At 55.1% G+C, this 19991-nt stretch carries 19 protein-coding genes; 4 read left to right on the top strand and 15 right to left on the bottom strand.

The genetic code is table 11. The features are described 5' to 3' along the window. Positions 1 to 2: 2 nt before the first annotated feature. From tatB to udp, 8 genes are all read right to left on the bottom strand, one after another. Positions 3 to 530, bottom strand: coding sequence for a Sec-independent protein translocase protein TatB (gene tatB, locus FHW71_RS20845; RefSeq protein ID WP_061719384.1), 528 nt, complete (start codon positions 528 to 530; stop codon positions 3 to 5). A 2-nt stretch (positions 531 to 532) separates the two neighbouring features. Then, complete coding sequence (gene tatA / locus FHW71_RS20840) at positions 533 to 787, bottom strand: Sec-independent protein translocase subunit TatA (protein WP_008105810.1); 255 nt, start codon at positions 785 to 787, stop codon at positions 533 to 535. Between the two features lie 110 nt (positions 788 to 897). Then, entirely contained in the window at positions 898 to 2535 is a 1638-nt protein-coding gene (gene ubiB / locus FHW71_RS20835; RefSeq protein ID WP_179452812.1) for a ubiquinone biosynthesis regulatory protein kinase UbiB, read from the bottom strand. Then, positions 2532 to 3137, bottom strand: a complete 606-nt coding sequence (locus FHW71_RS20830) for an SCP2 domain-containing protein (protein ID WP_179452813.1) — start codon at positions 3135 to 3137, stop codon at positions 2532 to 2534. The genes ubiB and FHW71_RS20830 overlap by 4 nt, the downstream gene beginning before the upstream one ends. Before the next feature lie 6 nt (positions 3138 to 3143). Then, positions 3144 to 3902: a bifunctional demethylmenaquinone methyltransferase/2-methoxy-6-polyprenyl-1,4-benzoquinol methylase UbiE gene (ubiE, locus tag FHW71_RS20825; protein WP_008105805.1), complete on the bottom strand. Its 759-nt coding sequence runs from the start codon at positions 3900 to 3902 to the stop codon at positions 3144 to 3146. A 75-nt stretch (positions 3903 to 3977) separates the two neighbouring features. Then, positions 3978 to 5489: a DNA recombination protein RmuC gene (rmuC, locus tag FHW71_RS20820; RefSeq protein ID WP_179452814.1), complete on the bottom strand. Its 1512-nt coding sequence runs from the start codon at positions 5487 to 5489 to the stop codon at positions 3978 to 3980. Positions 5490 to 5600: 111 nt separating this feature from the next. Next, positions 5601 to 6872 (bottom strand): tetratricopeptide repeat protein, encoded by a 1272-nt coding sequence (locus FHW71_RS20815; protein ID WP_179452815.1) that lies wholly within the window; start codon positions 6870 to 6872, stop codon positions 5601 to 5603. 99 nt (positions 6873 to 6971) lie between these two features. Continuing rightward, the gene (udp, locus tag FHW71_RS20810) at positions 6972 to 7733 is read right to left on the bottom strand and encodes a uridine phosphorylase (protein ID WP_008105797.1); all 762 of its coding nucleotides are present in this window, start codon (positions 7731 to 7733) and stop codon (positions 6972 to 6974) included. 301 nt (positions 7734 to 8034) lie between these two features. On the opposite strand from udp, the gene FHW71_RS20805 reads away from it, so the two are divergent. Next, on the top strand, positions 8035 to 8871 hold the full coding sequence (locus FHW71_RS20805; RefSeq protein ID WP_008105796.1) for a dienelactone hydrolase family protein: 837 nt from the start codon (positions 8035 to 8037) through the stop codon (positions 8869 to 8871). A 40-nt stretch (positions 8872 to 8911) separates the two neighbouring features. Here the strand turns inward: FHW71_RS20805 and metE are convergent, their stop codons facing one another. Next, entirely contained in the window at positions 8912 to 11182 is a 2271-nt protein-coding gene (metE, locus tag FHW71_RS20800) for a 5-methyltetrahydropteroyltriglutamate--homocysteine S-methyltransferase (RefSeq protein ID WP_179452816.1), read from the bottom strand. A 135-nt stretch (positions 11183 to 11317) separates the two neighbouring features. Here metE and metR point away from each other — a divergent pair, with 135 nt between their 5' ends. Further along, on the top strand, positions 11318 to 12250 hold the full coding sequence (gene metR, locus FHW71_RS20795; RefSeq protein WP_008105792.1) for an HTH-type transcriptional regulator MetR: 933 nt from the start codon (positions 11318 to 11320) through the stop codon (positions 12248 to 12250). 93 nt (positions 12251 to 12343) lie between these two features. Further along, the gene (locus FHW71_RS20790; RefSeq protein WP_179452817.1) at positions 12344 to 12823 is read left to right on the top strand and encodes a DUF1456 family protein; all 480 of its coding nucleotides are present in this window, start codon (positions 12344 to 12346) and stop codon (positions 12821 to 12823) included. Positions 12824 to 12948: 125 nt separating this feature from the next. Here FHW71_RS20790 and FHW71_RS20785 read toward each other — a convergent pair whose 3' ends face one another. From FHW71_RS20785 to pldB, 3 genes are all read right to left on the bottom strand, one after another. After that, a complete protein-coding gene (locus tag FHW71_RS20785) occupies positions 12949 to 13812 on the bottom strand; it encodes a carboxylate/amino acid/amine transporter (RefSeq protein ID WP_008105787.1) in 864 nt (287 codons plus the stop codon). Positions 13813 to 13977: 165 nt separating this feature from the next. Continuing rightward, complete coding sequence (yigL, locus tag FHW71_RS20780; protein WP_179452818.1) at positions 13978 to 14778, bottom strand: sugar/pyridoxal phosphate phosphatase YigL; 801 nt, start codon at positions 14776 to 14778, stop codon at positions 13978 to 13980. A gap of 37 nt (positions 14779 to 14815) precedes the next feature. Next, on the bottom strand, positions 14816 to 15808 hold the full coding sequence (gene pldB / locus FHW71_RS20775; protein ID WP_179452819.1) for a lysophospholipase L2: 993 nt from the start codon (positions 15806 to 15808) through the stop codon (positions 14816 to 14818). A gap of 104 nt (positions 15809 to 15912) precedes the next feature. Here pldB and rhtB point away from each other — a divergent pair, with 104 nt between their 5' ends. Next, complete coding sequence (gene rhtB, locus FHW71_RS20770; RefSeq protein ID WP_008105784.1) at positions 15913 to 16536, top strand: homoserine/homoserine lactone efflux protein; 624 nt, start codon at positions 15913 to 15915, stop codon at positions 16534 to 16536. 62 nt (positions 16537 to 16598) lie between these two features. Here the strand turns inward: rhtB and rhtC are convergent, their stop codons facing one another. Genes rhtC through pldA form a run of 3 tightly spaced genes read right to left on the bottom strand, consistent with a single transcriptional unit; the run spans position 16599 to position 19963 of the window. Continuing rightward, positions 16599 to 17222, bottom strand: coding sequence for a threonine export protein RhtC (gene rhtC / locus FHW71_RS20765; protein ID WP_008105783.1), 624 nt, complete (start codon positions 17220 to 17222; stop codon positions 16599 to 16601). 12 nt (positions 17223 to 17234) lie between these two features. Further along, positions 17235 to 19061 (bottom strand): ATP-dependent DNA helicase RecQ, encoded by a 1827-nt coding sequence (gene recQ, locus FHW71_RS20760; protein ID WP_061719374.1) that lies wholly within the window; start codon positions 19059 to 19061, stop codon positions 17235 to 17237. 23 nt (positions 19062 to 19084) lie between these two features. Beyond that, positions 19085 to 19963, bottom strand: coding sequence for a phospholipase A (gene pldA, locus FHW71_RS20755; protein WP_008105781.1), 879 nt, complete (start codon positions 19961 to 19963; stop codon positions 19085 to 19087). Positions 19964 to 19991: the final 28 nt, after the last annotated feature.

Below are 19991 nucleotides of genomic sequence, written 5' to 3'. Positions count from 1 at the left end.
GTTTATCGTTCATCTTTTACGAGAGAAATCTTCGCGGTGCTTTCAGGAGCACTGGCGACGGGATGGGTTTCTGCTTCTGAAGCGACGTTGTCTGGCTGCGGAGCCTGTGCGGGTGCACTGGTTTGATGTTCCGCTGCAGCAGGCGTGACCGCAGGTGAAGTGGCGGGCTGCGCTGCTGCTGGCTGAGTCTGATGAATGGTGTTGGCTTCATCTTCCTCTTTTTCGACATCGATACTCTGCTGCACCGAACGCTTCATCGAGTCGGCGGTTTTACGCAGTTCTTCCATCGACTCTTTCAGCTCGGGTGACAGCGTGCCACGGCCCGCTTCTTCCACCTTTTTCAGGCTGTCCTGCAGTTCCTGCAGTTTCAGCTCTTGCGCCAGTTCGTTTTGTACATTCGCGGCCAGCGAGCGAATGGCTCTGATCCAGCCGACGACGGTTTTCACCGCAACCGGTAATCGTTGCGGGCCAAGCACAATCAGCCCGATCACGAACACCAATACCAGTTCACTAAAACCAATGTCGAACACAGTTATACCTGCTTGTCGTTCCGGGCGTCGTCTTTAGTCGCCGTGGTTTGCTGTTTGTCTGCCAGAGTTTTGGCGTTGAAGTCAGCGTCCTGCTCTTTCGGTTGATCCTTTTTATCGTCTTCATCGCCCATGGCTTTTTTGAAGCCGCGAATGGAAGATCCTAAATCCGAACCCAGGTTGCGAAGCTTGTTGGTACCGAACAGAAGAACAACAATGACGGCAATGATTAACAATTGCCAAATACTGATACCGCCCATGAGATATGCCTCTAATATTCTGTGAAAAACTGTTGACTGTAACGCACAGAAAGCCCGTATGATTTCGGGCTTTAGCTTGCGACATTACGCGATTTGTACCAGGCAGACAATCAGTTTGTCTTGCGCCAGCCAATAAGCCAGGTGACGATGCCAGCGGCCATTAATAGCGCCGGGAAGAAATCCCAATCCGGTCGACTTAACAGCACGGCGGTGCCACTTAATAACAGTGTAGCGCCTACACCAAACAGATAGCGCGCCTGATGATTACGTGTTCGCTGTACGTTTAAATCGGTGACGAGTTTATCGACGCTGTGCTTCAATAATTTGTGCTGGCGCATGCTGTCGTAAAATAGCTCCGGCAACTCCGGCAGTTTTTCCGCCCAGTACGGCGCTTTCTCTTTCACCGCCCGCATAATCGCCGGGATACCAATCTGATCTTTGATCCAATCTTCGAGGAACGGCTTGGCGGTTTTCCACAGGTCGAGCTGCGGATAGAGCTGACGACCAATCCCTTCGATATACAGCAGCGTCTTCTGCAGCAGCACCAGCTGCGGCTGCACTTCCATATTAAAGCGACGCGCGGTGTTGAACAGGTTCAGCAGCACGTGACCAAACGAAATCTCAGCCAGCGGCTTTTCGAAAATCGGCTCACACACGGTACGAATGGCAAACTCAAAGTCTTCGACGTTGGTGTCCGGCGGCACCCAGCCCGAATCCACATGCAGCTCAGCCACTTTGCGGTAATCGCGGTTGAAGAAAGCAATAAAGTTCTCAGCCAGATAGCGCTTATCTTCTTTGTTCAGCGAACCGACGATACCGCAGTCGATGCCGATGTATTGCGGATCTTCCGGATGATCGTAACTGACGAAGATGTTGCCGGGATGCATATCGGCATGGAAGAAGCTGTCGCGGAACACCTGAGTGAAGAACACCTGCACACCACGCTCGGCCAGCAGTTTCATATTGACGCCATGCTGCTCCAGCGTGGCGATATCCGAGATAGGAATGCCGTAAATGCGCTCCATTACCATCATCGATTCGCTGCAATAATCCGAGAACACTTCCGGCACATACAGCATGCGGCTCTGGTCAAAGTTACGACGCAGCTGGATGGCGTTCGCCGCTTCACGCAGCAGATTCAGCTCATCAATTAAGGTCTTTTCGTAATCACGCACCACTTCCACCGGACGCAGACGACGTCCATCTGGCAGCAAACGCGGTACCCAACGCGCCAGACGGTAAATCAGTCGCATATCGGCTCTGATCACCGGCAGGATGTCGGGACGAATCACTTTTATCACTACCGCGCGGCCATTGGATTTCAGCGTGGCGGTATGCACCTGCGCGATAGATGCCGACGCCAGCGGTTTGATATCGAAGTCTTCAAACCAGGTTTCCACCGGGCCGCCAATCGACTTTTCAATCTGTTCTTTGGCTTTGACGCCATCAAACGGCGCAACGCGGTCTTGCAGCACCGCCAGCTCATCGGCAATCGCCGGTGGGAACAGATCGCGGCGCGTGGAGAGCATTTGACCGAATTTGATCCACACCGGACCCAGTTGCTCCATCGCTAAACGGATACGCACGCCAGCGCTGGCGTCTTGATGTTTATTGGGGATCCAGAAAATGCAGCGGCGCCACAAGCGTAAAAGCAGCGTGAAGCGCATGCGGGGAATCAGTTCATCAAGGCCGTAAGTCAGAAAGATCTTGATGATGAAGTATAAGCGCCGAATTTCTCCCAGCGTCATTTCGCCTCCAGCTGTGCTAAACGCGTTTCAAACGCATTGAGCGAACGTTCCATCGCTTCCACTTCCTCGCAAAACCATGCCAGCTCCAGTGCGCCCGGCGCAACGCGCCACTCTTCCGTCAGCACCTGACCAAGATAATCCTGGCGGCGGGTGAACTGCTGCTGCACGAATTTCAGCGCCTGCTGCGCGGCCTGACTTACGCCTTGCGCGGCGATATCGCCAATCCACGGCGCGAGATATTCCGCCGGATCCAGCTCGGCGAGATCCATCAGCGCGGAGAATTGCTGTACCACCTGCAAATCGCCGTCCACCTTCAGTTCACCGCTACGAATCAAGCTGGTGAGCTGCTGGCGGTCGCGCAGTTTCGGCAAGGTACTGACACGCAAGCTCACCGTGCAGTCGCTGTTGTCTTGCCAATCACTCAGCACATCGAGTTGGGATTCGCTAAACACCAGCACCAAAGGAAAATCGAGCTCTTGCAGACGCAGCATCAATACCTTGCCCGCCAAACGCTGGCGTGCGGCTTTCAGGCTGCGATCGCGATAGAGAACACGGTTCAGGGCGGTCTCAAGACCGCCGGTGATGAGAGGAGTTAAAGTCATGATGGATTAGAATTTAAATCCGCGATGCAGCGCGACAATACCGCCAGTCATGTTGAAGTAGGTGGTATTTTCAAAGCCCGCATCGTTCATCATCGCTTTCAGGGTTTCCTGATCGGGATGCATACGAATCGACTCCGCCAGATAGCGATAGCTTTCAGCATCTTGCGCCACCAGCTGACCAATACGCGGCAGAATATGGAATGAATAGGTATCGTAAGCTTTGCTGAGCGGCTCCAGCAGCGGCTTCGAGAACTCCAGCACCAGCAAACGTCCACCCGGCTTCAGCACGCGGAACATCGATGCCAGCGCTTTCTCTTTTTCGGTCACGTTACGCAAGCCGAAGGAGATGGTGATGCAATCGAAGTAGTTATCCGGGAACGGCAGCGCTTCGGCGTTCGCCTGCACATAGCTAACATTGCCCGACACGCCGAGATTACGCAGCTTTTCGCGGCCCATCTTCAGCATCGAGCTATTGATGTCTGCCAGCACAACCTGGCCGGTTTCGCCCACCAGACGTGAGAATTTTGCCGTCAGATCGCCGGTACCACCCGCCAGATCCAACACGCGCTGACCGCGGCGCACGCCGCTGCTGTCAATGGTAAAACGCTTCCAGACACGATGGATGCCAAACGACATCAAATCGTTCATCAGGTCATATTTTGCCGCGACGGAGTGAAACACGTCCGCGACTTTATCGGCCTTTTCGCTTTTCGCGACGGTCTGGAAGCCAAAATGGGTAGTTTCCTGCTGTGATTCATCTGCCATCGGTTTTACCTGTTCCACAAACAATTCTTGCCGAAGTGTATCAGAGTCGCGCTACACGAGCACGCGACCACCGTGCTATTCATTGATGCGGCGCAGCGAGTCTGTTGTTGGTTCTGCAACGTTTTCATCCTCGGTGCGATCGTCTGCCCAATCTTCATCCGCCTCTTCCGGCTGCGCTTGTTCAACCAGTTGCGGATTAATTGGACGTTTGATCTCCACGCCAAGCGTTCGAAAAGCTTCACTTTGCGCGATCAGGTTGCCGCGCCCTTCAGACAGCTTTTTCATCGCCTGATGATAACTTTGCTGCGCTTTGTCGAGATTGTGGCCGATACCGCTCATGTCATCGACAAACAGCCGCATTTTGTCGTACAGCCGCGTTGCCCGGTCGGCGATGCGCTGTGCGTTGCGGCTTTGGTGTTCATAACGCCAGAGATTGTTGATAGTGCGCAGCGCCACCAGCAACGTGGTGGGACTGACCAGCATAATGTTCTGCTGTAACGCTTCGCTGATTAGCTCGGGCTGACGATCAATCGCCAACAGAAACGCCGGTTCCACCGGGATAAACATCAACACATAATCCAGAGAGCGTAAACCGGGCAATTGTTGGTAATCTTTACGGCTCAGCAGGCGGATGTGGCCGCGCATGGCGTTAACGTGCTCCTGAATCGCCTGCTCACGCGTGGCTTCATCGTCGGCGTTGAAGTAGCGCTCGTAGGCAACCAGCGTCATTTTGGCGTCAATCACCACATCTTTGCCCTGCGGCAAACGGACGATCACATCCGGTTGCATCCTGCCCTGCTGTTCCAGCTGCACGCTTACCTGCGTTTGGTATTCGTAGCCTTCACGCAAGCCAGAGGCTTCCAGCACGCGGGCCAACACCACTTCGCCCCAGTTGCCCTGAATTTTGTTGTCGCCTTTCAGCGCCTTAGTAAGATTGACCGCTTCCTGCGCCATCTGCGCGTTGAGTTGCTGCAACTGGCGAATTTCGTGAGTCAGCGTGTGACGCTCGCGCGCTTCCACGCCAAAGCTATCAGTCACTTGACGGCGGAAACCATCCAGCTGTTCACGCAGTGGGCCAATCAGGCTATTCAGACTTTGACGGTTCTGTTCATCGACGCGCCGCCCGCTGTTTTCAAAGATGCGGTTGGCGAGATTTTCAAACTGCGCGCTGAGACGCTGTTCGCTGTTGGTCAGCAGTCGCTGCTTCTCTTCTGCACCGTAGCGTGTCTCTTCAAGACGAATGGTCACTTCACGCAGTTCGGCTTCCTGTGCGCTGTTTACTTCCAGCTGATTACGCAGCTCACGACTGAGCTGTTCACTTTCGCCGCGCCAGTAGTCAAGCTGCTGCAAACGTTCCTGCGCACCGCTGAGCGCGCCGTGTAGCTGGCGCATCTCCTGTTCGCGTTGCTGGATTTGCTGCTGTAACTGTTCGAGCTGCTGCTGTTGCCGCTGCTGCGCCTCTTCCAACAGGCGACGCTCGGTGGTGAAGCTGGCGTGCTGATGGCCGCCGCGCAGTTGGGCGATGATCCAGCCAATGCCCAAACCGGTCAGCGCCAGCGCGCCGCTAATGATAAGTTGCTGATCCATAATCCCCCCGCGGATCGTCTCGCTGAGGGAAAAGGTAGAGGCGTACTGTATGAATGTCCAGATTTTTTTCCCTTCACACTTCAAGCCGCATTTAGGGAAAACGTTTACTACTTATAGGGCTTTCACGGTTAGATCGCCCGCTTTCCACGCATCAATCAGGAAGAATGGCATCGGCAACACCCATTCGGTTTCACCCTGGATTTTGGCCGGATAGGTCCAGCTTTTTCCGTCGTAGGTGATCTCAACCTGCTGCCAACCGTTATCAGCATTTTCAACTGGGCCCGCCATGCTGGCAAAACCGGCGTTGCTGCCGACGTGGAAACTGTCGGTTTGCCAGCGAATTGGCTGATGTGCCGGCCATGGTTGTGCGTGGTGGAAGCGGAAAATATCGTCATGATTCAATATGCTTTCGCGCACCGTTGGCCACAGCGCCACTTTGAGGAAGTACTGATCGGTGAAGCGCTCGCTACCGGCATACTGGGCGATAAAATCACGCATCTGCTGTTCAACATTGTGGAACACGCCGTGGCAGCCGCCCCACATGCCTGCCAGCAGCAACTCAGTATGCGAGAAGTAATCACGCATATGATGGAACCAATAAGGCGAATTCAGCCATGCTTCTACCGCCACCACTTCGCGCTCGGACAGCAAGGAATCCGCGTCACGCACGATATAGCGTTTGACGCTGGCATCGTCCATCACCAGGAAACGCCACAGCGTTGGGAAGATAGTTTTCTCATGCGACATATCCACCAGCTGAGTGTTTGGCTGCTTCAGGCGCTGCCAGACGTGCTGCGGCACGCTGTCGTCAAGATAGATGCGGCAGATCCAGTCAGGGTAGAACTCACGCGCCACTTCGATGTTTTTAATCAAGGTTTCGCAGTAGCGTGGCTGGCCGCCATACAGGCTAAAGGAGATGATATTCTCTGCTGGATTACTGCGGTTAATCGGCGGCGGCGCGTCAGAAGGGAATGGTATTTTCGCCCCTTTACTGAAAGTCACATCGGAATTCTGCAGTGATTCGAGGCCGTAACGCGCCACCTCATCCTCTTTATTAAGCCAGCCACACACTTCGGTTAATCCATCCAGCCAGGTTTCCGACGCCTGCGCGCGCTGCGCGGCCGGAGCCTGATAGATCTTCTGGTAAATTTTATAGGATTTTTTGTGCTCGCCCACACGCATCAGGGTTAACGCGTAGTCGCTCAGCACCTGCATATGATTGGGCAACACGCGCAGCACTTCTTCACAGCACTGACGCGCAAGAGGATAGTTATTCGCCGCCATCGCCTGGCGAAATCTCGCTGCTGCACCTTCAACGCGTGATTGTGCAGTAGCGGGATTATTCATGAAATTGGGACGTGAGACAGAAACCATTTTGCGCATAAGAAATTTCTCAGTAGCTGCTGAAATTGCGCGCATTCTAATCAGGAAATAGCTGGAATCCTTATAAGCCTGGTCTCGAATTCATCCCTGACTGGCGCACTAAATTAAGCGACGCGCGGCTTCAACCACAATTTTCACCGCATCACTTTCGGTCTGTTTCATGGTCGCGGCATCCGGGATCTCTTTTTGCGTACGGTTCACGATAACACCCGCCACCATGCCGGCACGCAGTCCCTGACTGGCGCACATGGTTAACAGTGTAGCGGATTCCATCTCATAGTTAAGGACGCCCATTTGCTGCCACTCTTCCATTGAACCCTGGAAGCGATTCACCACGCGACCCGAGAAGGTGTCGTAGCGTTCCTGGCCTGGATAGAAGGTATCAGATGAGGCGGTAATACCAATGTGGGTTTTCGCGCCGCACGCTTCTGCGGCTGCCACCAGCGCGGTGGTACAGGTGAAATCAGCCACGGCCGGGAATTCCATCGGCGCAAAATGCAGGCTGGCGCCGTCGAGGCGCACCGATGCGGTGGTGACCAGAACATCGCCCACATTAATATGCGGCTGGATAGCGCCAGTGGTGCCAACGCGCAGGAAGGTGCGCACGCCGAGTTGTGCCAGCTCTTCAACCGCAATCGAAGTTGAAGGTCCGCCGATACCGGTGGAGCACACCACAACCGGTTTGCCATCCACTTCGGCCAGATAGGTGGTGAATTCACGGTGTGAAGCCAGATGCTGTGGATTGTCCATCAGCGCGGCGATTTTCTTCACGCGCTCAGGATCGCCAGGCACGATGGCCAACGTGGCTCCTTTCAAATCAGCTTTGGTGATGCCAAGGTGGAAAACGTCAGACTGGGCCATAACAGACTCCTGATAATTGGGGATGTGCGCGCCACTCTACGTGAGCAGACGGCATAAATATGTGACTCAATTCACCATCAACAATGAAACTTACATTATCAGAAAAACATTATGTGATTTACATCACACATTAACGTTGTGCAATTCTGAATTGCTACAAGCGGTGCTGTGTAAGTGTTGGTGGCAATGTTAATAGAGAAGCAGCACACGTGAAAAAATCCCTCTGCACCTTACGCCAGCCTTGCTTCACTTCGCCAGGCTATAGTTACGTGATTGCGCATTTGCTAGCACGGAGAGAACAATGAAAACCGAAGACAATATGGCACAAAAAACGGCACCCGGCGGCTTTGCACCCGCCGTTCAGCCCACCGCAAGCAGCACCATTATTACCACCAGCGACGCAATTCATGCTGGCGAGACCTCGGTTCCGAGCCAGGGGGAAAATCTGCCCGCCTATTATGCCCGACCAAAAGAGTATCAAGGCACCTTACCGGTGGTGTTGGTGGTGCAGGAGATTTTCGGCGTGCACGAGCATATCCGTGATGTCTGCCGCCGTCTGGCGCTGGAAGGTTATCTGGCGATCGCTCCCGAACTCTATTTCCGTGAAGGCGATCCCAACGATTACAACGACATTCCCACGCTGTTCAAAGAGTTGGTGAGCAAAGTTCCAGATTCGCAGGTGTTGTCCGATCTCGATCATGTGGCCAACTGGGCCACGCGCCACGATGGTGATATCCGTCGTCTGGCGATTACCGGTTTCTGCTGGGGCGGACGCATTAGCTGGCTGTTTGCCGCGCACAATCCGCAGGTCCGCGCGGCGGTGGCATGGTATGGCCGTTTAGACGGTGAGAAGACGCTGAAGCAGCAGAAGCATCCGATTGATGTTGCGGTCGATTTAAATGCGCCGGTGCTGGGTCTTTACGGTGGTCAGGATGAGAGCATCCCGCTGGAGAGCATTGATAAGATGCGTCAGGCGCTGCACGCCGCCAATGCCAAAGCAGAGATCGTGGTATATCCGGATGCCGGACATGCTTTCAACGCGGATTATCGTGCCAGTTATCACGCTGATTCCGCCAAAGATGGTTGGCAACGCATGCTGGCGTGGTTCGCGCAGTATGGCGTAGCGCCAAACGCGTAATAAAAGGGGCGCCTTTGCGCCCCAACCTCATTTACAGCTTCTAAGCCGTTTCACCCCGCAGGTTTTGCGCCGCTTTGACCATATTCGCCAGTGCCTGACGGGTTTCCGTCCAACCACGGGTTTTCAGGCCACAATCCGGATTCACCCACAAACGCGCTTCCGGAATGCTCTGCGCCGCTTTGCGCAGCAACTCTTCCATCCACTCCACGCTCGGCACGTTCGGCGAGTGAATGTCATACACGCCCGGACCGATTTCGTTGGGATAGTCGAATTCCTTAAAGGTATCCAGCAAATCCATATCGGAACGTGAGGTTTCGATGGTGATGACGTCCGCATCCAGCGCGGCAATCGAATCCATAATGTCATTGAACTCGCAGTAACACATGTGGGTGTGAATCTGGGTGTCATCCTGCGCTACGGCGGCATTGAGACGGAATGCATCCACTGCCCAGGTCAGATACGCGGCCCAATCGGACTGATGCAGCGGCAGGCCTTCGCGCAGTGCCGGTTCATCAATCTGAATAATGCCGATACCGGCTTTTTCCAGATCTTCCACTTCGTCACGCAATGCCAGCGCAATCTGTTTGGCGATGGTTTCGCGACTCACATCTTCACGCGGGAATGACCAGCAGAGAATCGTCACCGGACCGGTCAGCATGCCTTTCACCGGCTTGTCGGTCAGCGACTGCGCGTACTTCGCCCACTCAACGGTAATTGCTTGCGGACGACTTACGTCGCCGATGATGATCGGCGGTTTAACGCAGCGTGAACCGTAGCTCTGTACCCAGCCATTTTGGGTGAATACAAAGCCGTCGAGGTTCTCGCCGAAGTATTCCACCATGTCGTTACGCTCTGCTTCCCCGTGCACCAGCACGTCGAGACCCAAACGTTCCTGCTCAACAATCGCCTGTTTGATGTGTTCGGCGATGCCAGTGCGGTAATTACCGCCATCAATGTTGCCTTTTTTGAAGTCGAGACGCAGGCCGCGAATTTCGGTGGTTTGCGGGAATGAACCGATGGTGGTGGTCGGCCACGCTGGCAGGTTGAAGCGGTTACGCTGCGCTTTGGCACGTTGAGTGTAGTTGCTGGTACGTTCAACATCTTTAGCCTGGATTTTCGCCAAACGCTCGCCGACTGCGGCATTGTGAACGCGCGTGGAATTGGCACGCGCACGAATCGGTGCGCTCCATTCGACCAGCGAAGCGGCATCGTTGTTGTTCAGCGCCTGACTCAGTAGTGCAAGCTCAGCGCACTTCTGCAGGGCAAAGGCGAACCAGCTTTTCACCTCTTCATCAAGGCGCGTTTCCACACTGAGATCGATTGGGCTGTGCAGCAGCGAGCAAGATGATCCGATCCACAATTGTTGACGCTGACCCACCAGCGGCTGCAGACGTGCAAACCAGCTGCTGAGATCCGCGCGCCACACGTTACGTCCGTTGATCACGCCGACGGAAAGCAGCCAATCTGCCGGGATCTGTTCATTAAGCTGTTGGATATCGTCTTTTCCGTGCACCAGGTCAACGTGCAGGCCTTGCACCGGCAGCGCCTTGATCACGTCGAGGTTCTGACCGATGCTGTCGAAATAGGTGGTGAGCAGCAGTTTGCTTTCACCCTGCAGCGCGTCGTAAGCCGGTTTGAACGCATCGCGCCACGCTTGCGGCAGTTCCAGCGCCAGTGCAGGTTCGTCGATTTGTACCCATTCAATGCCGCGTTTTTTCAGTTCCGCCAGCACCTGTTGGTAAACCGGCAGAATGTCTTTAAGCAGTGACAGGCGATCGAACGGCACACCTTTCACTTTACCCAGCCACAGATAGGTAACCGGGCCGAGTAGCACCGGTTTAATCTTGTGGCCGAGCGCCAGCGCTTCGTCGACTTCATCCAGCAATTGAGTCCAGGCCAGCTTGAACTGCTGGCCTTGAGTGAATTCCGGCACCATGTAGTGATAGTTGGTGTTGAACCATTTAGTCATTTCCGCCGCCGCCGCCGGTGCACCGCTTGGGGCGCGGCCACGGCCAAGACGAAACAGCGTGTCGAGATCGACGGATCCATCTTTGTTCTGGTGGCGTGCAGGCACGTTGCCCAGCAGCAGGCTGGTTGTCAGCACGTGATCGTACCAGGCGAAATCGCCGACCGGCAGCAGATCGACGCCCGCCTCTTTCTGCTGTTGCCAGTGACGAGCGCGCAGTTCGCGCCCCACCGCCAGCAGCTCTTCCTGTGAGCTTTTACCTGCCCAGTAGCTTTCCTGTGCTTTTTTCAATTCACGACGCAATCCAACGCGAGGGAAACCGAGAGTGTGGTTCAGAATGGTCATTTTCTGTTCTCCAGATATTCTTAACTGAGTAGGGTGCAGAGATGTTTAGCCGTCCAGATGTTTACACCGCCATAATCTGCGGGTACTGTATGTTCCTCAAGCGCAATTTGTTCAATCTCGATGTGAAGGATTCTCATGATCGAACTCAAACACCTGCGGACGCTGCAGGCGTTACGGAACACCGGCTCGTTAGCCGCCGCCGCCTCACAGCTTCATCAGACGCAATCGGCGTTGTCTCACCAGTTCAGCGATCTGGAACAGCGGCTGGGCTTTCGTCTGTTTGTGCGCAAAAGCCAGCCGCTGCGTTTTACGCCGCAGGGAGAGATTTTGCTGCAGTTGGCCGAGCAGGTTTTGCCGCAGATTCAGCAGGCTTTGCAGGCGTGTCATGAGCCGCATCAGGCCACGTTGCGTATCGCCATTGAGTGTCACAGCTGTATTCAGTGGCTGACGCCCGCGCTGAATAATTTCCGCCAGAGCTGGCCGCAGGTGGTGATGGATTTCAAATCCGGCGTGACCTTTGATCCTCAACCCGCATTGCAGCAGGGCGAGCTGGATGTGGTGTTAACCTCCGATATTCTGCCGCGCAGCGGATTGTTCTATTCACCGATGTTCGATTTTGAAGTGCGTTTGGTGATGGCACCGGATCATCCATTGGCGCAGCTTGAGCATATTTCCCCGGAAGATATGGCCGATGAAGTGTTGATGATCTATCCGGTGCAGCGTCAGCGTTTAGATGTGTGGCGCCATTTCCTGCAGCCTGCGGGCGTCAGCCCGGCTTTGAAGAGCGTGGATAACACGCTATTGCTGATTCAGATGGTGTCGGCGCGCATGGGCATCGCCGCGCTGCCGCATTGGGTGGTAGAGAATTTTGAGCAGCAAGGTTTGGTGGTGACGAAGACCTTGGGCGATGGCCTGTGGAGCCGCTTGTATGCCGCCGTACGCGAAGGCGAGCAGCGCCAGCCAGTAATGGAAGCCTTTGTGCGGTTTGCCCGTCAGCACGCCTGTGAACATCTGCCATTCGTGCGCGATGCCGCGCGCCCGGGCTCACTGCAAACCCTCTCATCCTGATGTTGTTGGGCGGCGAAGGTCGCCCGCGCTGTTATCCCTGTCCCGCCTGCTCTATAATGCGCCGCCTCAACCCGCGACCAAGAGAGTTTCACCATGATGAGTAACGATGTTCTGCGCAGCGTGCGCTATATGCTTGATTTGAGCGATAGCAAAGTGGTGGAGATTTTTGCCCTGGCGGGGAGTGAAGTGCCGCTGGAAGATGTGCAGGCATGGATGAAGAAAGATGACGACGCCGCGTTTCGCAAGCTGCCGGATGTATTGATGGGCTATTTCCTCAACGGTCTGATTTTTTACCGTCGCGGTAAGAGTGAAGATGCGCCCGCGCCTTCGATTGAGCGCCGCATGAATAACAACATTTTCATGAAGAAATTGCGTATCGCGTTTGAGCTGAAGACCACCGATATCCCGGATGTGCTGCTGAAAGCGAACTTTAAGATTTCACAGGCTGAGGTTGGCGCGATTTTCCGCAATCCGGACCATAAGAATTTCCGCGAATGCGGTGACCAGATTCTGCGTAATTTCCTGAAAGGTTTGACGATGATTCATCGTCCGGGGCCGGCTAAGAAGAGTTAAAACGGTCGCCATAAATGGCGCTCCTACGACATACGACGATGATTTTGTAGGGTGCGCATTTATGCGCACCGAACATAAACGCGCAGATACTTTGCCCTCTGACGCGCTATCCCTTCCCTTTAGGCCTATGCGTTGCTTTTCTTACCTAATACCCAGCGTTTATGTACATAAAGCGAGGCAAAAATCACGGCGGCACCGGCGATAAAACTCGGCCAATGCGGTTTCTCCTGCCAGATCGCCAGATTCACCAGCAAGCCCGCTGGCACATGCATGTTATTCATAATGCCCAACGTACCGGCATCCACCTGCGTTGCGCCGTAGTTCCACATAAAGTAGCCCAAGCCTGAAGCCGCCACGCCCAGCCACACCAGAATGCCCCACTGCAGCGAGGTGGTTGGCAGTTTGTTCGGATTACCCCACAAGCTCCACGCGATTACCGCGATGATCACTGCGCCCAGATAGAACCAAGAAAACGCGGTGTGCTGCGGCATCGGGCGAGTTTCCTGCAGACGTTTGTAGCCCACCATGCCGATGGCGAAGCAGATGTTTGCCGCCTGCACCAGCAGCAATCCGAACCAGAAATGGTCACTGACTTTGTCGTAACGAATAATCGCCGCACCGATTACCGCCAGCAACGCGCTGAAGGCATAGCCAATACGCAGCGGACGTCGGCTGAGCAAATCGTAGATCAGCGTGACATACAGCGGCGTCATCACGGTGAACAGCAGGAACTCGGTCACGCTGAGATACAGATAAGCTTCAAAGCTCAGCAGATACATGATGCCGAGCTGCAGCATGCCCACCAGCATATACAGCAAGATGGTGGAAGCACGATATCCGCGCCAGCGCAGGAACGGCAGGAAGACGATGGCGGCAAGCGCCAGACGCATTAATACAGAGAACCAGGAATCCACCTGACCTGCGAGGTATTCCCCGATTAAACTGAAGGAAAAAGCCCACAGAATGGTGGTAACGATCAGTAACGGCACAGTGACGATCCCAAAATGAACAGTGGCGCTAGTGTAAACAAACTGTCGTTATCGGTCTGAACTATCTGGTTTACATATGGTTAAAATAACTTCATTTAACATTTCGGTGCGCATGAACATACTGACCGAACGTAGGGTCGCCATTGATGGCGACCACATCGCAAACTACGCGAGGAACAATTTACGCAGCGTGTGCGGTACGGCGTCATCCGCGTTGCTGCCAATCACTTCCAGCGTCGGCAAGGTATCTTTCAGGCGCTGCTGCGCATTACGCATGATGCAGCCTTTACCTGACATGCTGAGCATCTCCACATCATTCATGCCGTCGCCGAAGGCGATGCACTCTTTCAGCGAGTGGCCGAGCTGTTTCGCTACCGCTTCCAGCGCGTGACCTTTGGAAACGCCGCCCGCCATCACTTCCAGGCAGGTTGGCAGCGAGAAGCTGACATTCACGCGATCGCCCCAGCGCGCTTCAATCGCCTGCTCCATCGGAACTAAACGCTCCGGATCTTCGCAGGTGAAGAACACTTTGCTGATGCCGTCGGTCGGCAGCATGCCCGGCTGGTAAACCTGATAGTTAAATACCGATTCGCGGAAATAGTCCTGCTCGTCTGGGCGATGACGGCTCATGAACCACTCATCGTCGCGATAAACGTGCGTCAGGATGTGCTCGTCATGATATTGCAGGCCATACAAATCGCTGGCGATGTCGGCGTCGAGGTTGTGGCTGAACACCAGTTCACCTTCGGCGTTGTGCACGCGCGCACCATTGGACGTGATCATATAAGCCGGAATGCCGATCTTATCGCGCATCTGTCCGACGTCGATATAGTGACGGCCGGTGGCAAAAACAAAGTGGATGTCACGCGCCACCAGTTCCTGCAGCGTAGTGCGAGCGAACGGCGTCAGGCGGTGATCCGGAGAGAGCAGCGTGCCATCCAGGTCGGATGCGACGATGTGATACATGTAAACCTCGGGTGTTGATATCGGAAAGTAAAATTGATTAAGCGTGGTGTTCGAAGAAATCGACCACCACGTTTAGCGCTTCGGCACGCATCGCGTCTGTTTCAAACAAGATCTCATGACGCGCTCCTTTTATCACATACGGCGCGTTGCCCGCGCAGGGATGTCCTGCTTCGGCCATCGCCGTACAAAATAGATTTTGTGAGCGGTTATCCACCACATCATCTTCACTGGCCTGCAGCAGCAAGGTCGGCGTGGTGATGTTCGCCACCTGATTGAAGATGTCACGCCCGGCCTGCACGCCTTCGCGCACCCAGTGATAAGTGGGCCCACCGACGCGAAGCGCCGGATCGTCGGCGTAAAAACGCAGATTACGGCGATAGCGTTCGCGGCTGTGCGTCAGCCGGTTGATGCCAAACGGATTGGCGCGCCAGCGGCCGGTGCCCAGCGCGTAGCCTTCACGCAGCGCGGGCAGTTTTTCGGTCCAGTCGAGAATGCGGTGCGCCATCCAGTCGGGCAGCGGCAGCACAATGCCAAACATCGGCGCGGAGAACACCGCTGCATGAAACGCCTGCGGCTGACGCGCCAGAAACAGCGCTAAAATCGCGCCGCCCATCGAGTGGGCCAGCACGTAGCGCTGCTGATAATGGTTGCTGACTATCTCTTTCAGATACAGCGTTTCAAGATCGTCAACGTAGTCACCAAAATCCACCACATGGCCGCGATGCGAATCTTCCAGCAGACGTTCGGAACGTCCCTGACCGCGATGGTCGATAATCACCACATCATAGCCGCACATGAACAGGTCGTAAGCTAGTTCGGGATACTTGATGTAGCTCTCAATGCGGCCAGGCACGACCAGAATGACACGACGATGTTGCGGTGAGGTGAAACGGACGTAGCGAATCTTCAGGTTGCCGACGCCGGTGAATTCACACTCTTCACGGCGACGCCAGAAGTCGAGCAGCGGACCGGTAGCAAAGGCCGAAAAGCCTCGCTCACGTCCGAGCCAACTCTGTTTATGATGCTGCATCCGTCCCCCTGAAAAAAACGTGATTCGCGCGCCTGTGCTGCGTAGCGTGCGGCGATTTTCTGTCGTATTGTGTCACACTTCGCTAACTTCAGGGAATGTCACACATGACCATTGAATGGTGGTTAACGTACCTGCTGACCACAACTATCCTCAGCCTTTCACCCGGTTCCGGCGCGATTAACACCATGAGCACCGGCATCAGCCACGGTTATCGCGGCGCGGTGGCATCGATTACCGGCTTGCAGCTCGGCCTGGCCATTCATATTGTGCTGGTCGGCGCCGGTTTGGGTGCGCTGTTTTCCCAATCGATTCTGGCGTTTGAAGTCCTGAAGTGGGCTGGCGCAGCGTATCTGGTGTGGCTGGGCATTCAACAGTGGCGCTCAGCGGGCGGTATCGATCTCGACGCCGTTGCCAAAGCGATGCCGCGTCGCCGCCTGTTTAAGCGTGCGGTGTTGGTGAACCTCACCAACCCGAAAAGCATCGTGTTTCTTGCCGCGCTGTTCCCGCAGTTTATTCAGCCGCACCAGCCGCAGCTGATGCAATATCTGGTGCTCGGCGTTACCACCATTGTGGTCGATATCATCGTGATGATTGGTTACGCCACGCTGGCAACGCGCATTGCTGGCTGGATTAAAGGGCCGAAGCAGATGAAGCTGCTGAACCGCACCTTTGGTGGATTGTTTATGGCGGTTGGCGCGCTGTTAGCCAGCGCACGCAGAATGGCGTGATATTCAACCCGGTGGGCATAAATGCCCACCCTACGTAGGGTCGCCATTAATGGCGACCTGGCTTAGCGCGAAATAATCAGGTGAATACCGAATCCGGCAAATAACACGCCTGCCATACCATCCACCCACTTAGCCATACGCTGATACTTATCACGCATCCACGGCATAGCGAAAATCGCCGCTACCAGCGTAAACCACGCGAACGTCTCACCGATAATCAGCAGGAACAAGCCCCAGCGCTCCATCGCGCCAACGTCGTTGCCAACAAACAGTGAGAACACGCTACCGAAGTAGATGATCGCTTTTGGGTTCGACAGGTTAGTCAGGAAACCTTTCAGGAAGCTCATGCCTCTTTTCGGCAGCTCCACCACCGGCGCTTCCGATTGCGGCTGCTTGTGACGTTGACGCGCTGAACGCATCAGCTGCCAGCCCATCCACAGCAGATACAGTCCGCCGCCGACCATAATGATTTCATGCAGCCAGGCCATTTTTTCAAGGATCAGATGCAGGCCCATCAGCGCCACACCGGCCCAAATCACAATGCCCAAGGTAATGCCCAGAACGCCCATCATCGCCTCTTTGCGCGAGCGGCTTGCCGCCGTTTGCGACACAAAGAAGAAGTCCGGGCCGGGACTCATCAGCGCAACCAGATGCACCAGCGCGACGGTGGCGAATAACATCAGCATGAATTTTTTCCTTTAACCTTCATCAACATGTTCTTTGATCATCACCAGGAACGGCTTACCAAAACGCTCCAGTTTGCGATGACCGACGCCGTTCACGCTGAGCATTTCTGACGCGCTAATCGGCATTTGTTCTGCCATTTCAATCAGCGTGGCATCGTTAAACACCACGTACGGCGGAATATTCTCTTCATCGGCAATCGCTTTGCGCAGCTTACGCAGCTTGGCAAACAGCTGGCGATCGTAATTGCCGCTGTGTACTTTCGGCGAACTGCTGCCGCGCGTCTTCACCGTCACGATACGCGGCACCGCCAGCATCAGCGGAACTTCCGCGCGTAACACCGGGCGCGCCGCTTCGGTCAGTTGTAGCGCCGAATGCATGGCGATGTTTTGCGTCACCATGCCGAGGTGAATCAGCTGACGCAGCACGCTGATCCAGTGTTCGTGACTGTGCTCGCGGCCTAAGCCGTACACCGGCAGTTTGTCGTGGCCGTTGTCGCGAATACGCTGATTACTCGCTCCGCGCAAAACCTCAACAATATAGCCCATACCAAAGCGTTGGCCGGTACGATAGATGCTCGACAGCGCCTTTTGCGCCTCGAGCAAGCCGTCGTAGCGACGTGGCGGATCGAGGCAGATATCGCAGTTATCGCACTGCTGCTGGCGACCTTCGCCGAAATAGTTCAGCAATACCAGACGACGACAGGTTTGCGCTTCGGCAAATGCCCCCATCGCGTTGAGTTTGTGGCGTTCAATATCCTGCAACGGGCCGGGCACTTTCTCTTCCAGACATTTACGCAGCCACGCCATGTCGGCGGGATCGTAAAGCATCATCGCTTCGGCAGGCAGGCCATCACGCCCTGCGCGGCCAGTTTCCTGATAATAGGATTCGATGTTGCGCGGGATATCGAAATGCACCACAAAGCGCACGTTGGGTTTGTTGATGCCCATACCGAATGCGACGGTGGCGACCACAATTTGCAGATCGTCACGCTGGAAGGCTTCCTGCACGCTGGCACGCTGCGCGCTATCGATACCGGCGTGATAAGCGCCAACGCTCAAGCCACGGCTCTGCAGACGTGCGGCGGTGTCTTCCACTTTGGCGCGGCTGTTACAGTAAATAATGCCGCTTTTGCCGCGCTGATCCTGCACATAACGCAGTAACTGCTCGGTGGGTTTGAATTTCTCCACCAGCGTGTAGCGAATATTCGGGCGGTCAAAACTGCTGATTTGAATCAGCGGATCGTCCATCTGCAGCAGATGGGCGATGTCGTTACGCGTGGTTTCATCGGCGGTGGCGGTTAACGCCATCACCGGCAAATCAGGGAAGTGCTGACGCAGCTGGCCGATCGATCCATATTCCGGACGGAAATCGTGGCCCCACTGTGAAATACAGTGCGCTTCATCCACCGCCAGCATCACCGGATTCCACTGGTGCAGGCTGTCGAGGAAGTTGTCCATCATCAGGCGTTCAGGCGCGATATATAGCAGCTTGAGTTTGCCAGTACGACAGTCCGCAAACACCTGCTGCTGCTGCTCGCGCGTTTGCGTCGAGTTGAGGCACGCTGCTGCCACGCCGTTCGCCAGCAGCTGATCGACCTGATCTTTCATCAGTGAAATCAGCGGTGAAACCACCAGCGTCAGCCCTTCGCGCACCAGCGCCGGGATTTGATAGCACAGCGATTTACCGCCGCCGGTCGGCATCACCACCAGACAATCGCGTCCTGACAGGGCGGTTTCGATGATGTTTTGCTGACCTGGGCGGAACTGCTGGTAGCCGAAGGTATCTTGTAATACCTGCTGCGCCAGCATTTCCTGATTAAGCACTGCCGATGTTGCCACGGTAATCCTGTCTTTGTTGCGGGTTAGAACAGATCGTTGAGCGTCACGCCCACGCCGAAGCGCGTCTGGCGATGGTTATAGTCGATCAATGATTCACCATAACCGCTGAACACCTGCGTGTAAAAGCGCACGTGTTCAGAGATTGGGTAGCTCCAGGCGAAGGTTGCACCGCCAAAGCCGCTGTTCCAGTTGTAGTTACCTTCCACGCTGAAAATGTTCTCGCCCATCATGTAGCCGAGCTTGGCGCGGTAGTAACCCATGTATTTGGTGATGTCCGGGTTATCGTCATTGCTTTCACTTTCTGGCAGACGATACCAGGGTTTGATCTCCGCGAGCAGATTGCCGTTCTGCGCCATGAAACGCGCGTAAACTCGGTTCCAGCTGCGCGAAGTCGGCTCGCTGCGGCCGTTCGACTGATGCACTAAGCCGGTTTCCACATCGCGTAAGGTCCAGCCTGCGAAGGTGTAATCGGTGGCCCAGCCGAGGAAAATCTGTGGCTCATAATCGGTTTCACGGAACGGTGATGACGCGCCACGGTTCGAGAGCTGCCACCACGAGCGCTGAGTATAGGACGCCGCCAGCACCGAGTTATCGCCTAAAATGCCGCGCCACAGCGGAAACGCCAGGCTGAGCTGGAATTTTACTTCATCATTTTTAGCTTTGTCTGCCCAGTTGTACGAAGAGATCGCCTCTTTGTTCATGTCGGTGGTGTAGGTGTAGAGCAGATAGTTGTTTTCGTAAGGATAAAGCACGAACGGGTTATCGTGTTTCTCCAGCAGGTTAGCGATAATGCTGCCCTTCACTGCCGGTGCATCATGAACCTCTTTTATCGTGGCTTCTTCAGCCTGCGCCAGGCCAGGAAGGATCAGCGCCGCGGCCAGCAAGGCGTAATGCTTACGCATAGAATTCTCCAGAGAACTGCGTGTCGTA

Source organism: Enterobacter sp. Sphag1F (genome assembly GCF_014193275.1).
Lineage (GTDB): Bacteria > Pseudomonadota > Gammaproteobacteria > Enterobacterales > Enterobacteriaceae > Pantoea > Pantoea symbiotica.
Note: the sequence above shows the minus strand (reverse complement) of the source record. Positions and strands in the feature narration are given on the sequence as shown.

Bases quoted from the DNA above. Each gene is read 5' to 3' on its own strand.
- ubiE (WP_008105805.1), bottom strand. From the start codon at position 3,902: ATGGCAGATGAATCACAGCAGGAAACTACCCATTTTGGCTTCCAGACC.
- rmuC (WP_179452814.1), bottom strand. From the start codon at position 5,489: ATGGATCAGCAACTTATCATTAGCGGCGCGCTGGCGCTGACCGGTTTG.
- metE (WP_179452816.1), bottom strand. From the start codon at position 11,182: ATGACCATTCTGAACCACACTCTCGGTTTCCCTCGCGTTGGATTGCGT.
- yigL (WP_179452818.1), bottom strand. From the start codon at position 14,778: ATGTATCACATCGTCGCATCCGACCTGGATGGCACGCTGCTCTCTCCG.
- tatA (WP_008105810.1), bottom strand. From the start codon at position 787: ATGGGCGGTATCAGTATTTGGCAATTGTTAATCATTGCCGTCATTGTT.
- metR (WP_008105792.1), top strand. From the start codon at position 11,318: ATGATCGAACTCAAACACCTGCGGACGCTGCAGGCGTTACGGAACACC.
- FHW71_RS20790 (WP_179452817.1), top strand. From the start codon at position 12,344: ATGATGAGTAACGATGTTCTGCGCAGCGTGCGCTATATGCTTGATTTG.
- rhtB (WP_008105784.1), top strand. From the start codon at position 15,913: ATGACCATTGAATGGTGGTTAACGTACCTGCTGACCACAACTATCCTC.
- FHW71_RS20830 (WP_179452813.1), bottom strand. From the start codon at position 3,137: ATGACTTTAACTCCTCTCATCACCGGCGGTCTTGAGACCGCCCTGAAC.
- FHW71_RS20805 (WP_008105796.1), top strand. From the start codon at position 8,035: ATGAAAACCGAAGACAATATGGCACAAAAAACGGCACCCGGCGGCTTT.
- udp (WP_008105797.1), bottom strand. From the start codon at position 7,733: ATGGCCCAGTCTGACGTTTTCCACCTTGGCATCACCAAAGCTGATTTG.
- pldA (WP_008105781.1), bottom strand. From the start codon at position 19,963: ATGCGTAAGCATTACGCCTTGCTGGCCGCGGCGCTGATCCTTCCTGGC.
- ubiB (WP_179452812.1), bottom strand. From the start codon at position 2,535: ATGACGCTGGGAGAAATTCGGCGCTTATACTTCATCATCAAGATCTTT.
- pldB (WP_179452819.1), bottom strand. From the start codon at position 15,808: ATGCAGCATCATAAACAGAGTTGGCTCGGACGTGAGCGAGGCTTTTCG.
- rhtC (WP_008105783.1), bottom strand. From the start codon at position 17,222: ATGCTGATGTTATTCGCCACCGTCGCGCTGGTGCATCTGGTTGCGCTG.
- FHW71_RS20815 (WP_179452815.1), bottom strand. From the start codon at position 6,872: ATGCGCAAAATGGTTTCTGTCTCACGTCCCAATTTCATGAATAATCCC.